The following is a 13183-nucleotide window of genomic DNA, read 5'->3' on the forward strand; positions in this document are numbered from 1 at the left end:
GGGCCCCGAACGTGATGCGAAGCGAGGATGCGGCACTAGGCCGGCAATTGCAACGTCAGGCGGCGCCAGCCACCTACAACAACGGTTTCCAGCACGCGGGCATGCGGCGTCTGCACTGGCCGCGCATCACCGGCGGGCAGGTGAATCTCCACCGTGTCGGCGTGCGACGGCATCTTGCCTTCGCGCGATACGTGCAGCGTGATGGCTTGCGCGTCAGACACTGCACGCACGCTCCAACGTCCCTGCTCGCCACTGCGCCACGCTTCGGTTTCGCCGTCGTCTTCAATGCAGCCGCCAGCGGCCTCGCCAACGCCGTGCATGGGCACGACCAGGAAGCCGCGCTGATCGGCGCGCTGGTCAAAATGCTGCTCCGCCACGTTCAGTGCGATCACACCGCCCTCGCGAATCAGCATGACCGGCTGGTCCCAAGGCGAAGGCAGCGTGATGACCTGCCCGCCGTCGAAGGCCTCGCCGCTCCAGTACGACACCCAGCGTGCGCCGGCCGGCAGATAGACGGTGCGCTCGGTCTGCCCTTCGTCCACCGTAGGCGCCACCAGCAGCGACGTGCCGAGCATCATGTCATCGCACTCGGCGTAGCAGCGGCGATCGTTCGGGAACTCGGCAAACGTGGGACGCAGCACGGGCTCGTAAGCCTGTGTGGATTGCCACAGCAGTTCGTACAGATACGGAATCAGCCGATAGCGCAGCTTGATCAGCGAGGCGATTTGCGAGGTGGCCTGCGGATACATCCACGGCTCGTTGACGGTCTTGTCGTCGTTCCACGAGTGGATGGAGAAGCGCGGCATGAACACGCCAAACGCTACCCAGCGCACCAGCAACTCGGGCGACGGCGCCGGGCCCGCAAACCCGCCGATGTCGTGGCCGATGTTCGAGACGCCCGACAGCGCGAGCCCCAAGCCCATCTTCAGGTTGTAGCGCAGCGTTTCCCACGAGGTGTAGTTGTCGCCGGACCACGTCTGCACATAACGCTGCATGCCGACCCCGCCCGAGCGCGACACCAGGAACGGCCGACGCTGCGGCGCGAACTCCAGTTGCGCTTCGCGCGAGGCGCGCATCATCAGCATCGTGTGCAGCACTTTGGCTTCACGGATGGGCGCCTTCTTGCCGAACCCGTGGGCGAATGCGTTGGGCGTCCAGACTTCGAACTCGTTATTGTCGTTCCAGGTGGACGCCATGCCGTATTCGAGCAGCGCGCTCTTGACGTTGCCCTTCCACCAATCGAGCGTTTTCGGGTTGGTGAAGTCGAGATACGCGCCTACCTCATCCCAGAATTGCACCCAGGCCGGCTCACCGTTTGCATCGCAAATCAGCAGGCCGGCTTCCTTGGCTTCTTCAAATTTCGGGTGATCGCGCAGCAGGCACGGCTTGATGTTCGGGCACAGGCGAATACCGGCGTCCAGATAGCTTTGGACAAAGCCGCGCGCATCCGGGAACTTATCTGTGTTCCAGTTGAAGACGTAGCGCTTCGGCCCGATCGACGTATAGCCCGACGACAGGTGGAACGAATCGCACAGGATGTCGTGCTCTCGGCATCCCTTGATGAACTCGGCCATCTGTTCCTGCGCGTTGGGCGCGTCGGTGTACGTCATGGTCGAGCCAGAGTAACCGAGGCCCCACTTCGGCATCCACGCGGGGCGGCCGGTCATCCACGTGAAGCGGCGCGTGGCATCAAGCGGCGTGTCGGGCGATGCGATGAAGTAATAGTCGAGATCGCCATGCGGCGCGACAAAGTAGCGATAGTGGCCGTGATAGTTGTCCAGTTCGCGGCCCATGTCGAAGCTGCAATCGGACAGCGTGTCGTAGAACAGCCCGAAGCCGGTGCTGTTTTCCGGGTGCCACGTCACGTAGAACGGAATGTGCTTGTACAGCGGATCCGTCGTGCGCGCGCTGTAGCCCATCGCATCGATGTTGCGCATCTCGTAGCGCTGGTGTGCCCGGTTCATGTCACCGGCACGCTCGCCCAGGCCGAAATACATCTCGCCGGGTTCGCGGCGCACGTAATGGTAGACCTGCTCGTCCCAGTAGCCAAAGTTGTAGGCCTGCGTGGGGCGATCGTTCAGGACGGTCTGCCATTCGCCTGCCCGGCGGATTTGCCATGTGCAAAAACCGCCAGCGAGCGCCACGCTCAAGCGGATCTTGCTGGTTTCCACGTGCAGCGTGTCGGCATCGGTGTGCAGCGCAAACGCAGGCAGCGAGAAGCCGCTGAGGTCACGGCGGTCGCGCCCTTCGAGCGGTGTATCGTCACCGCCCGGGGCAATCGACCACGTGGCAGGGCCGCGCAGATCGCCCTGCGGCAGCACGAGCACGCGGATGATGTCCTCTTCCAGCACGAAGAGTTCAATCGCAGCGCCGGCGCTGCTGGCCAGCCGCAGCCGGTTGCCTTCATGCGCCTGGACTTCGAATCGGGGGGGATTCAACATGGACATCGGTTTCAACTCAGTTTGAAGCAGAAAGACGCATCTGATGCGCGGCGCGCTCTTCCTGCGATTGCCCGCGAATCAGCACGATCAGCAGCGCCGCGCCAATCAGATCGAACGCGCCCAGCATGCCGAACAGCGGGCCATAGCCGACCTTGTCGGCCAGCGCACCCACCAGCAGCGAGAAGCCCAGGCCGCCGATCCACGCCGCCATGCCGGCAAAGCCGCTGGCGGTGCCCACCTCTTCCGGGTCGAACACGTCCGCCGACAGCGTGTTGACCAGGCCAGAGATCATCTGGTGCGCAAAGCCGCCCACGCAGAACAACGCAATCGCCGTATAGGGAGACGCCACGAGCCCGACGCACGCCGGACCAATCATCATGACCGCACCCAGCACGACGCCGCACACACGCGACCACACCAGTGGGATACGGAAACGCTTGATCAGGAACGGCGACAGGTAGCCGCCGGCCAGCCCGCCCAGGTCAGCCGCCAGGAACGGCAGCCACGCGAACATGGCGATCGCCTTCAGATCGAGGTGGCGCTCGTTGACGAAATACAGTGGAATCCAGAAGCTGAACGTCTGCCAGGCCGGCTCGGCAAAGAAGCGCGCCAGCGCAATCGCCCAGAAGCGGCGCGACGTCACGACATCCTTGACCGGACGCTTGCCGCGCTCGGCACTCACGGGGCGGAGCTGCCCGCCGATGATCTTTTCGCGTTCGGCATCGGACAGTGCGGCATGGTCCTTGGGCGAACGGTAGAACGCGAACCACAACGCGGCCCACAGGAAGCCGAGGGCGCCGGTCACCACAAACGCCGACTGCCACCCGTAACGCAGATGCAGGAAGATCACCAGCGGCGGCGCCAACATCGCCCCGAGCGAGGTGCCCGAATTGAACCAGCCAACGGCAACGGATTTTTCCTTGTCCGGAAACCATTCGGCCACGGCCTTCATACCCGACGGAATGGCAGCGGCTTCGGTCAGCCCCATCAAAGCGCGAAAGCCCGCCAGCGACAACCAGCCGCTCGCGCCCGCATGCAGCACCCCAGCAAGCGACCACAACACACCGAACAACGCAAAACCGATACGCAAGCCAATCAGGTCGACAATAAAACCGCAGACCGGCTGCATGATGGTGTAGCCGACCTGGAAGGCCGCCACCACGTAGGAATACTGCTGGGTGCTCATCCCCAGCTCGTCCTTGAGCGTGGGCGCAAGCACGCCCAGCGAGTTACGCGCCAGATAGTTGACGATCGTGCCCAGGCACACCAGCACGATGATCCACCAGCGCAGGCCCTTGATGGTCTTCACGGTGTTTGTCTCCAATTCTTTCTTTTTTATATGGATGCCGCGGCGCGCACGATACCGCGCGTACCGCCGCCGGTTGCGCCTGCGCTGCTCAGCGGACCATGCAGGGGCGCTTGTTGTCGAACTGCCAGTTGGGAATCAGTTGGCGCATGGCGATCGCATCGTCGCGTGCGCCCAGGCCGTGCTGCTTGTAGAGCGCGTGCGCTTTCTCCAGTTGCTCCATGTCGAGCGTGACGCCCAGGCCCGGTGCCGTCGGCACGTCGATCTCGCCGCCGACAATCGGAAACGGTTCGCGCGTCAGGCGCTGGCCGTCCTGCCAGATCCAATGCGTGTCGATAGCGGTGATGTTGCCCGGCGCCGCCGCGGCCACGTGCGTGAACATCGCCAGCGAAATGTCGAAGTGGTTGTTGGAGTGCGAACCCCAGGTCAGGCCCCAGTCGTCGCACATCTGCGCCACGCGCACAGAGCCCTGCATCGTCCAGAAGTGCGGATCGGCCAGCGGAATATCGACCGAGTGCAACTGAATGGCGTGCCCCATCTGGCGCCAGTCGGTGGCGATCATGTTGGTGGCCGTCGGCAGGCCGGTGGCGCGTCGGAATTCGGCCATCACCTCGCGGCCGGAGTAACCGCCTTCGGCGCCGCACGGGTCTTCGGCGTAGGCGAGCACGTCGTGCTTGTCGCGGCACAGGCGAATGGCCTCGGCCAGCGACCATGCGCCGTTCGGGTCCAGCGTGACGCGTGCTTCAGGAAAGGCTTCGGCCAACGCGGTGGTGACGACCATTTCGTCATCGCCGCTCAGCACGCCGCCCTTGAGCTTGAAATCCTTGAAGCCGTAGCGCGCATGGGCCGCCTTGGCCAGGCGCACCACCGCTTCCGGCGTGAGCGCTTCTTCGTGGCGCACGCGGGTCCAGTCGTCGGTGGCGTCGCTGCCGTCGGCGTAGTCCAGATCGGTGCGTTTACGGTCGCCTACGAAGAACAGGTAGCCGAGCACCGGCACCTTGGCGCGCTGTTGCCCCTGCCCCAGCAGCGCCGCCACAGGCACGCCCAAGTGCTGGCCAAGCAGGTCGAGCAGCGCGCTTTCCAGTGCCGTCACCGCGTGCACCGTGGTGCGCAGATCAAAGGTCTGCAACCCGCGGCCACCGGCGTCGCGATCGGCAAATTGGCGCCGCACGCTGTTGAGCACGTTGTTGTACGCACCGATCGGTTGTCCGACGATCAGCGGCGTCGCATCCTCAATGGTCTTGCGGATGGCCTCGCCGCCCGGCACCTCGCCCACGCCGGTATGACCCTCGGAGTCTTCCAGGATGACGATGTTGCGGGTGAAGAACGGCCCGTGGGCGCCGCTCAGGTTCAGCAACATGCTGTCTCGGCCCGCCACGGGAATGACCTGGAGGCGGGTAACGCGCGGCGTGCGAATGGGGGTTTCGGTGGTTGGGTGATCCATGGTCATCACGTATGTCATCAGTCGTCGTACAACATGGAACCGGAATATAATGGACACATTCCTAGCGAACCACCCCTGGTAAACCCGCATCCACCGGAGACCGCATGCCCACTGCCAGTTCACCCGCAACGCACGTGCGCCGCACCCAAAGCCTGGCGGACGTGGTGGTGGACCACGTCAAAGGGCGCATCGCCAACGAATCGCTGCGCATCGGCGACAAGCTGCCGACGGAATCCGCGTTGATGGAGGCGCTCGGCGTGAGCCGTACGGTGGTACGCGAAGCCATTTCGCGCTTGCAGGCCAAGGGGCTGATCGAAACGCGTCACGGCATTGGCAGCTTTGTCCTGCCGCCGCGCGCAGACAACAGCATCCCGCTCGGCGACGCGTCCACGATGCACGACATCTTGAGCATGCTCGAATTGCGCGTCGCTATTGAGACGGAGTGCGCGGGCCTGGCCGCACAGCGCATTTCTCCCACCGAGATCGATGCCCTGCGCGCGGCACTCGACGCCATCGAGCAGGACCAGGCGGAGGGTAACGACAGCGCCACCTCCGACCTGCAATTTCACCTGAGCATTGCGCGCGCCACCGGCAACGAACACTTCGTGGGCGCCCTCGCGCAACTCGGCAAAACGCTCATCCCCCGCACGCGGATAGGGCTGGCGCAGGTGGGGTACCTGAACGCCCCGGAATTGCGCGCCACGGTCAACCGCGAGCACCACAGCGTCTTCGAAGCCATCGCGCGCAAAGACCCGGAAGCCGCTCGCGCTGCCATGCGCATGCATCTGTCAAACAGCCGCGAACGCCTGCGTCGCGCGCACGAAGCGGCCGGCACGCAGGCACCGACCACGGCGGACTGAACCGGCGCCAAACCGGCCCAAGTTGTACGACGTCTTATCACCCAATCGTCGCCGTTACGCGCGCCCCATGTGCCGGCGCTGTTGACAAAGATTTGCATTCTCGCGCTCTCAGCCACGTAACCTGAGCTTGCACCGACCCCTCGTGGGTGCGCTCCGGTCGCGGAAGAGAGAGCCGCGACCTTCTTGGCCCTGATGCTGCTGTCCTGAGTATCAGGGCGTTTCTTTGGACGCCGCGCCGTTCGATTCCGCCCTGCCCCACCAACAAAAAAAGCCCCGACTCGCGGGGCTTTGTGCTTTGGAGCGACGTACTCAGCGTTCGCGTGCGACCACGTGATAGCCGGCCAGCACGACAACGGCGCCCGCGACCGAACCGACAAACCCCGCCAATTGGCCCGGCTCATACCAGCGCATCAACTGGCCGAGAAATGCGGCTGTCAGCGCACCGGCAATGCCAACCATGATCGCGAGGAGAAATCCGGTCGCGCCGCGCCGCGGCGTAACCCACCGGGCCACAAGCCCGGCCAGAATACCGATGAGGATGGTGATACAGAGCAGTTGCATGGCAGTGGCTCCGTAGATTGAGGCTGTCAGTGCGTTTCCGCCGCATCCATCACGCGTTCCAGGCAGAAGCCCTGCCCGTAGATGGCTCGCAGGCGCAGGCCGTTCTCCGTGCCCAGCAGCAACTTCTTGCGCAGGCGCGAGACATGCGTATCGAGCGTGCGTGAATACGGGCTCAGCTCACGGCCCCAGAGCGCCAGTTCGATGTCGGCGCGCGAGAGAACGCGCCCCGCATTCGCGAACAAGAGCAGCGCCAGCTCAAACTCACGCGCATGCACCGACACCGAAGCATCGTGCAGGCGGATGGAACGGTTCTGCCGATCAAGCGTGTACGGCCCCAGACGAATCTCCGACGCTCGCACAGCCCGGCTCACGGCAAAGCGGCGGATCAGCGCATCGAGCCGCGCGAGCAGTTCGGGCGGACGGATATCGCCTTGAAAGCACAGGTCTGCGCCGTGGTTGAGGGCCTCTGCGGTTTCGGTATCAGCCTGGCCGTCGGCGAGGTAGACGATTGCCATGCCGGGTCCGACGCGCTCGCGCACGGTGCGCACCAGCGACAAGCCGGGCATGTCATGCGCATGCGCGCCGACCATCAGCAGATTGATGCCGTGCAGGTCGATGGCTTCAAAAACCTGGCGAGAGAGAAACAGCGGCACACATTCAAAGCGCGTGGGCTGCAGCGCGGAATGGATCGCCTGCTGGCGGGCGAAGTGCGTGTCGATCAGACCGATTTTCATGGCTCGGTTTCGTTGTTGACTGCGTGCGGCGCGGTCAAGCGGTGGTGCGACGATTCTGTGCATTGCCGTCGTCGCGACCACCGCCGCGCCACATGGATACATGCCGACCAGCCAGCCAGAAGCGTTCGCCCTGCGGCGGGTTCCCGTCGCCGCGCAGGGCCTGATGCAGTTGCGCGCGAACGCGTTCGTAATCGCATTCGTTCAAAACATCGGTTGCTGTCTGGCTCAACATACGTGGCGCCTCGGGCGTGTCTGTGCTCGGTTTTTCCAAGGTGCTGTCGTCTCTCGACCGGTGTGTCACCGGTGCATGCTGTGCGGGTCGGCCAATGCACTGTAGGGCCACCGCGGGGCCGAAATGCAAATGATTGAAAAGGACATGCGGCAAAGGCCACACGAGAGCGCGATAGCCTCAGGCGTCGCGGCGATGTGCGCCGCGCGGCAACCACAGCGTGAAGGTGGAACCCAGCCCCGGTGCGCTCTGCACGGCAATGCGGCCGCCGTGCCGGTCAACCACCGTCTTCACGAACACCAGACCCAGCCCACTGCCGGACGGTGCATTGGCAGCGCCCTCATGCAAGCGATGGAACGGCTGGAACAACCGGGGCTGATCGGCCAGCGCGATGCCGGCACCCTGGTCGGCCACGGCCACCGAGAACATCGCCTCGTCCTGCTCCACCGACACCGTCACCACGGAACCTGCCGCGCTGAACTTGATGGCGTTGTTGAGCAGGTTCACCAGCGCGCGCACCAGCAAGCGCGGCTCACCTTGCACGGTCGCTTCGATGTCGGCCGCCACGCGCACTTCCACCTGGTGGCGATTCGCAAGCGCCCAGACCTCGTCGGCGGCGTCGAGCACCAGGCCCACCAGATCCACGTCCATCAGCTTGAGTGTTTGCGATTCGGCACGCGCGAGGTCGATGAAGGCATCGGCCAATTCCAGCGTGCGCGACGACAACTGCCCGATGCGCGAGAGCAGCGCCTCGCGATCCAACGCGCGTGATGCATCGCGCTGCAGTTCGATCAGGGCAAGGATGGCGCTCTGCGGCGAGCGCATGTCGTGTGAGATGAAGCGCAGCGCTTCTTCACGACTGCGCTCGGCCTGACGCACCGGGGTAATGTCGGCAAAGCTGACGATGATGTCGACGGGACGGCCTGCTTCGTCCCGCAACGCGGCAGCGTGCATCAGCATCGCGCGGCCGTCGTGCGTGTGCAACTCGGCAGGTTCGAGCCCCGTGGGGTTGGCCAGCCAGCGTGTCCAGTAGTGCTCGCCCGCGGCCGGGTCGGCAAACGCACGCGCCAGCAGCGTCGACAAGTCGCGCAACGCGGCGGCACGGTTCTGGCCGGGCGTCTGCAACTGGCCAGCCAGGTCTGCGCTGCGGCCATTCGCCAGGCGGATCGTGCCGTCGTGCGTGCAGACGACAGTGGCATCGGGCAGGCTCTCGAGCGCATCGGCCAGGAAGCGGCGCAGCCGGCGCAGCCGGTCTGTGAGCGAGGCGACGGCATCCATGTGGGCGCCCAGCGTGCGGCCGGTGCGGGCCAGCGGCGCGGCATCGGCCAACAGGCCAGGCTCGCGCGCCAGACGCTGCATCTCATCACGCAGAAACCGCAGCGCGGCTTCCTGTTGGCGCCAGCTCCACAGCGGATACAACACCAGCGGGCCGACCAACGCGGCAAACGGCGGCAACCAGCGATTGCCGAACACCAGCGCGCCGATCGCGCTCAACAACAACACGGCAGCACCCACCAGCGCCACTGCAAGCGCCATGCGTGGCGTGAGCCAACGCACCGCCAAGGCAGTCGTCAGCAAGGGAAGCAGCGTCATTGCCCAGAACACGCCCGGTGGCACCGGCAGGATGGCGCTGCCGTCCAGTACCGTTTGGGTCGCATTGGCCAGCACCTCCACGCCGCTCATCGTGCGCGACGGCGGCGTCGCAAAGATGTCCGACACGCCCGATGCCGTGGCTCCGATCAGCACCAGCTTGCCGGCAAACGCTTCGGGCGGCACGTGGCCGCTGAGCACGTCCAGCGCCGGCACATGCCGATACGTACCCGCCGGCCCGGCAAAATTCAGGCGGATATGCGCCCGCCGCGTCCAGCCGCCGGCATCGGTCTCCACATCCGTCAGCGCTGGGATGGAGGCCGGCGGGCGCAGTGCCTGCCGCGCGAGCTGCACAGCAAGATGGTCCAGCACATGCGCACGCGGCCCCTCGGCCAGATACACGCCGCGCACCACGCTGTCCGCATCGGGGGCGGCATTGATATGCGCGACGGCGGCATTGATCCCGAGGAACGGATAGTGATACACGCGCCCCTGCTCCGTACGCTCAGGCAGCGCGGGCAGGATGACCTGGCCGGCTTGCTCGATGGCCGCCGTCAATGCGCGATCGCTTTCGGGGTGTGCGAGGTCGGGTTCGATCAACAGAATATCGACGCCGATGGCACGCGGACGTGCCTGCCCCACGCGCGCAATCATATCGGCCAGGCGGCTGCGCGGCCACGGCCAGCGTCCCACCGCGTCAAGGCTCTGGTCATCAATGGCAACGATGACGATATCGTCGCGCGGCACATGCCCGTGCAGCGTAACGACCGTGTCGTACAACGCCGCATCAAGCCGCGCGACCACGCTCCAGCGCACCGCGCCCAACGTCAGCAGTGCAGCCAGCGCCACCAACCCCACCCACTCCGCCAGCGCGCGAAGCCGAAGGCTGCGCGCGGCCGATTTGGCGGGTGCGGGTTCAGTCATTGAGGAGGAGATTGCCGCCGCCGCTCCGCACCGGGCTGCGCACGGAATCGCCGACGAAGGTGCCGACGTCAATGCGCTGCGGCTTGGCGTAGATCACCGATGCCGCGTCGCCCAGGTCGACACCGGTGCGCACGTAGTACACGCCGGATGGCGGCTGCGGAATGGCGACCTCGTTACCTTCGCTCACGATGTCGGCGATGGGGTTGGCAAAGCTTGTGTCGCCTGCCAGTTGCACGCGCGTGCGCGCGCCAGATGCCGCCAGTTCGGGCGACAGCGCAGGCCAGTGGGCATGCAGCTTGCCGTCATTGCCGGCGTCCACGGCGGCCGTGGGCACGGCATCCGGCGGAATGTCGAGGACGCGAAAATGCAGCGCATCGCTCCACGGGCCGGTTTTGCCGTCCGCCGCCACCGAGCGCACACGCCACCACCAGGCGCCAGCCGCCAACGGCTTGGTCACACGCACATCCTTGCCATGCTGCTGAACGGCTGGCGAGGCGAAGGTCTCAGCGTCTCCGACTTCCATGTCATAGCCGACAGCCTCGGACACGACAGCCCACGCAAATGCCACGTCCCCACTGCGGTAGGTCCGGCCGCTGGCGGGCTGGATCGTATATGGCGCTTCCGGGTGCAGGCGTACGGTGAACGGCCGCGTGGCCGATTCGCTTGTCAGCCCGAGTGCGTCGACACTTTGCACGACGAGCGTGTAGTCGCCGTCCTCATCGCCGCAGAGATTTGCCGCGGGCGTCTTGCTCAATTGATAGGCGCCGAGTTCGGTCAGCGCGGCATCTCGCGCCACGGCAGCCCGATAGCCGACCGCGCCCTTGACGGGCTGCCACGTCGCGCGCAGGCACGGCGTCTGCACAAGCTCGGGAATAGCGTCCAGCTTGGGCGCCGCGGGCAGCGCTGCGCGCTTGAGGTGCCCACCCGACGCCAGCACGCCAAAGCCGGCCCTGACCGCTTGCTTCTGACGACCGGCGCTCGTGGCCACCTCGCCCTCAAGCACGGAACTCGTCGATGCGGCTTCGCTGGCCTGCACGCGGAAACGCGTTCCACGCACACCCGTCACCAGCGCCGGCGTGGAAATCTCATATCGGCCCACGCCGGTCTTCCTGGGTGAAACGTTGGATTCGGCTTCGCCCTGCTTCACATGCACGCGCACATCGATCAGCCCGGCACGCGCAAACGCCCGCACACGCGACAGCGCCACGTGGCTGCCGGGCGGCACCGTCACGCGCGTGCCGTCATCAAAGGCCAGCGTAACGGCACCTTTGTCCGCGGTGTCAATCTGCGCATCTTCTGCGAGCTTCATGCCCGCTTGCAGCGGCTTGCCTGCGGAGGTTGCATCGCGTGCAAACACCACCTGCGCCGTAGCCGGCACCACCGGAATGCGATCGAACGGAATGCGAAGGAGCGAGCCCGGCTTCAACCGATACGGATCGGCCACATGGTTGCGCTGCTGCAGCAGGCGCCAGCCTTCGACGCTGTCCATGTAGCGTTCTGCGAGGTTGATCAGCGTGTCGCCCTGCTGCACGCGATAGATGAAATCGGTGCCATCGGCGCCGGAAGGCTGCGCCATGGCCGTCTGCCACACGCCGCCAAAAAGAACGAACGCGCCGACAAACGCGGCGCGCCCAATCAAGCCACCCCACGTTGCGTCAGCTTGCTTCACCATCTTCCTGCGTGGTTTCGAGCCGATAGCCATGTGAATACACCGAGACCAACCGCACGCCATTCTTCTGATTGAGATCGAGTTTGAGCCGCAGCTTGGAGATATGCGTGGCCAGCGTACGCGAATCCGGGCCAATGCTGCGCCCCCAGACCGCCTGCTCGATCAGATCACGCGGCACCAGCTTGCCGACATTGCGGAACAGGTACAGCCCCAGATCAAACTCGCGCGGTGACAGCTCGACCTGCGAGCCATTCAATGTCAGCACGCGCCCGACCGGGTCCACCGCGTACGGGCCGACGCGAATGCGTTCGAGCGATTCGCTCGTGCGCGGTGCGGCACGACGCAGCAGCGCACCAACGCGCGCCACCAGCTCGGCGCGGCGCACCGGCTTGATGACGTAATCGTCTGCGCCGGCAGCCAGGCCGCGCACCACGTCGTCTTCGAGCGAACGGTTGGTCAGAAACAGTACCGGCAGCGCCGGTCCGACCGTCTGCCGCACCCAGCTCACAAGCTGGATGCCGCTGATATCGGGCAACTGCCAGTCGAGCAGCAGCAGGTCGAACGTGCGATCCCGCAGCGCCTTGACGAAGGCATCCCCACTACTGAAACACTCGCATTCGTATCCGGACGAAATCAGGATCTCGCGAATCAAATCCGATTGCGCCTGATTGTCTTCTACCGAGGCAATTCGTATCGACATCTGGACTGCCCTTTCCCCGTTTCGGGTCCGGCATCGCTACGCGAAATGCCGGCTCACTCCCTTCGTCGCTGTGGTTGGGAGCCCGGACCGGCACGTCGTTGTTCGATCCCCCAGCCACCACTGGCGCGGCACCCGCTCCCCGCGCAAGACCTTACCGATGCCCTGCCAGCAGGTGACGCACGCCGGCTTGAGCCCAACCCATCCTAAAAGGCCGCCCCCGTCGCATTGCAAACAATTGTGAAAAGCTAGTCGCAGAGCCGGGTTTTGTGGCGTTCTATCATTTTTCATCACGCCATTACAAGGTGCGTGCGCTCAGAAAGTATAGAAACCGGCCAGTCGGCTGGTGGAGCGACCGAGTATAGCGGCCAGCGATCGCTCAGCGGCACGACTAGCGCCAGGCAAGCGCACAACCACCTTGTGTCGCACCGATGATGCCGTCCGCCCATGCGTCGTTGAGCGCAAAGTCACGAGCCAGTACTTTGAGCAGCGGCTGGGCGAAATAGACGTTGGATACGCTGGCTGCTGCGCAACATGCCAGCATGACAAGCCACGCGTGCGGCAACGCCGGAGAGGGAATGGTGCGCTCGATAGACGAGCCCTCGACCACGCAGTCACGAGACATTTCACACCTCATGCAGTTTCAAAATAGAACCACACGAGTCTAGGCAAACCAGTTTTCTTATGCAACTACTCAGCCGTGGTGGGAGTTGCCGACGATGCCGTCA

General features: G+C 64.9%; 11 protein-coding genes. 1 reads left to right on the forward strand and 10 read right to left on the reverse strand.

The features are described 5' to 3' along the window. Nucleotides 1–35: 35 nt before the first annotated feature. From R2N16_RS05685 to gudD, 3 genes are all read right to left on the reverse strand, one after another. Entirely contained in the window at nucleotides 36–2447 is a 2412-nt protein-coding gene (locus R2N16_RS05685) for a glycoside hydrolase family 31 protein (protein ID WP_316664586.1), read from the reverse strand. 10 nt (nucleotides 2448–2457) lie between these two features. Next, nucleotides 2458–3750: an MFS transporter gene (locus tag R2N16_RS05690; RefSeq protein WP_316664587.1), complete on the reverse strand. Its 1293-nt coding sequence runs from the start codon at nucleotides 3748–3750 to the stop codon at nucleotides 2458–2460. Nucleotides 3751–3838: 88 nt separating this feature from the next. Next, nucleotides 3839–5209, reverse strand: a complete 1371-nt coding sequence (gudD, locus tag R2N16_RS05695; RefSeq protein WP_316664588.1) for a glucarate dehydratase — start codon at nucleotides 5207–5209, stop codon at nucleotides 3839–3841. Between the two features lie 86 nt (nucleotides 5210–5295). On the opposite strand from gudD, the gene R2N16_RS05700 reads away from it, so the two are divergent. Beyond that, nucleotides 5296–6051: a FadR/GntR family transcriptional regulator gene (locus R2N16_RS05700; protein WP_316664589.1), complete on the forward strand. Its 756-nt coding sequence runs from the start codon at nucleotides 5296–5298 to the stop codon at nucleotides 6049–6051. 309 nt (nucleotides 6052–6360) lie between these two features. Here R2N16_RS05700 and R2N16_RS05705 read toward each other — a convergent pair whose 3' ends face one another. The 7 genes from R2N16_RS05705 to R2N16_RS05735 all read right to left on the reverse strand — a co-directional run bounded on the left by R2N16_RS05705 (nucleotide 6361) and on the right by R2N16_RS05735 (nucleotide 13080). Further along, the gene (locus R2N16_RS05705) at nucleotides 6361–6612 is read right to left on the reverse strand and encodes a GlsB/YeaQ/YmgE family stress response membrane protein (RefSeq protein ID WP_316664590.1); all 252 of its coding nucleotides are present in this window, start codon (nucleotides 6610–6612) and stop codon (nucleotides 6361–6363) included. A 26-nt stretch (nucleotides 6613–6638) separates the two neighbouring features. Then, nucleotides 6639–7346 carry a response regulator transcription factor gene (locus tag R2N16_RS05710; RefSeq protein WP_316664592.1) on the reverse strand — a complete coding sequence of 236 codons (708 nt, stop codon included), beginning with the start codon at nucleotides 7344–7346 and terminating at the stop codon, nucleotides 6639–6641. Between the two features lie 34 nt (nucleotides 7347–7380). Further along, the gene (locus R2N16_RS05715; RefSeq protein WP_316664593.1) at nucleotides 7381–7578 is read right to left on the reverse strand and encodes a hypothetical protein; all 198 of its coding nucleotides are present in this window, start codon (nucleotides 7576–7578) and stop codon (nucleotides 7381–7383) included. 177 nt (nucleotides 7579–7755) lie between these two features. After that, a complete protein-coding gene (locus tag R2N16_RS05720; protein ID WP_316664594.1) occupies nucleotides 7756–10089 on the reverse strand; it encodes a CHASE2 domain-containing protein in 2334 nt (777 codons plus the stop codon). Continuing rightward, on the reverse strand, nucleotides 10082–11761 hold the full coding sequence (locus R2N16_RS05725; protein WP_316664595.1) for a FecR domain-containing protein: 1680 nt from the start codon (nucleotides 11759–11761) through the stop codon (nucleotides 10082–10084). The genes R2N16_RS05720 and R2N16_RS05725 overlap by 8 nt, the downstream gene beginning before the upstream one ends. Continuing rightward, nucleotides 11745–12458, reverse strand: coding sequence for a response regulator transcription factor (locus R2N16_RS05730; RefSeq protein WP_316664596.1), 714 nt, complete (start codon nucleotides 12456–12458; stop codon nucleotides 11745–11747). The genes R2N16_RS05725 and R2N16_RS05730 overlap by 17 nt, the downstream gene beginning before the upstream one ends. 388 nt (nucleotides 12459–12846) lie before the next feature. Continuing rightward, the gene (locus R2N16_RS05735; RefSeq protein WP_316664598.1) at nucleotides 12847–13080 is read right to left on the reverse strand and encodes a hypothetical protein; all 234 of its coding nucleotides are present in this window, start codon (nucleotides 13078–13080) and stop codon (nucleotides 12847–12849) included. Between the last annotated feature and the right edge of the window lie 103 nt (nucleotides 13081–13183).

The sequence above is a fragment of the Ralstonia psammae genome (genome assembly GCF_958405935.1).
Lineage (GTDB): Bacteria > Pseudomonadota > Gammaproteobacteria > Burkholderiales > Burkholderiaceae > Ralstonia > Ralstonia psammae.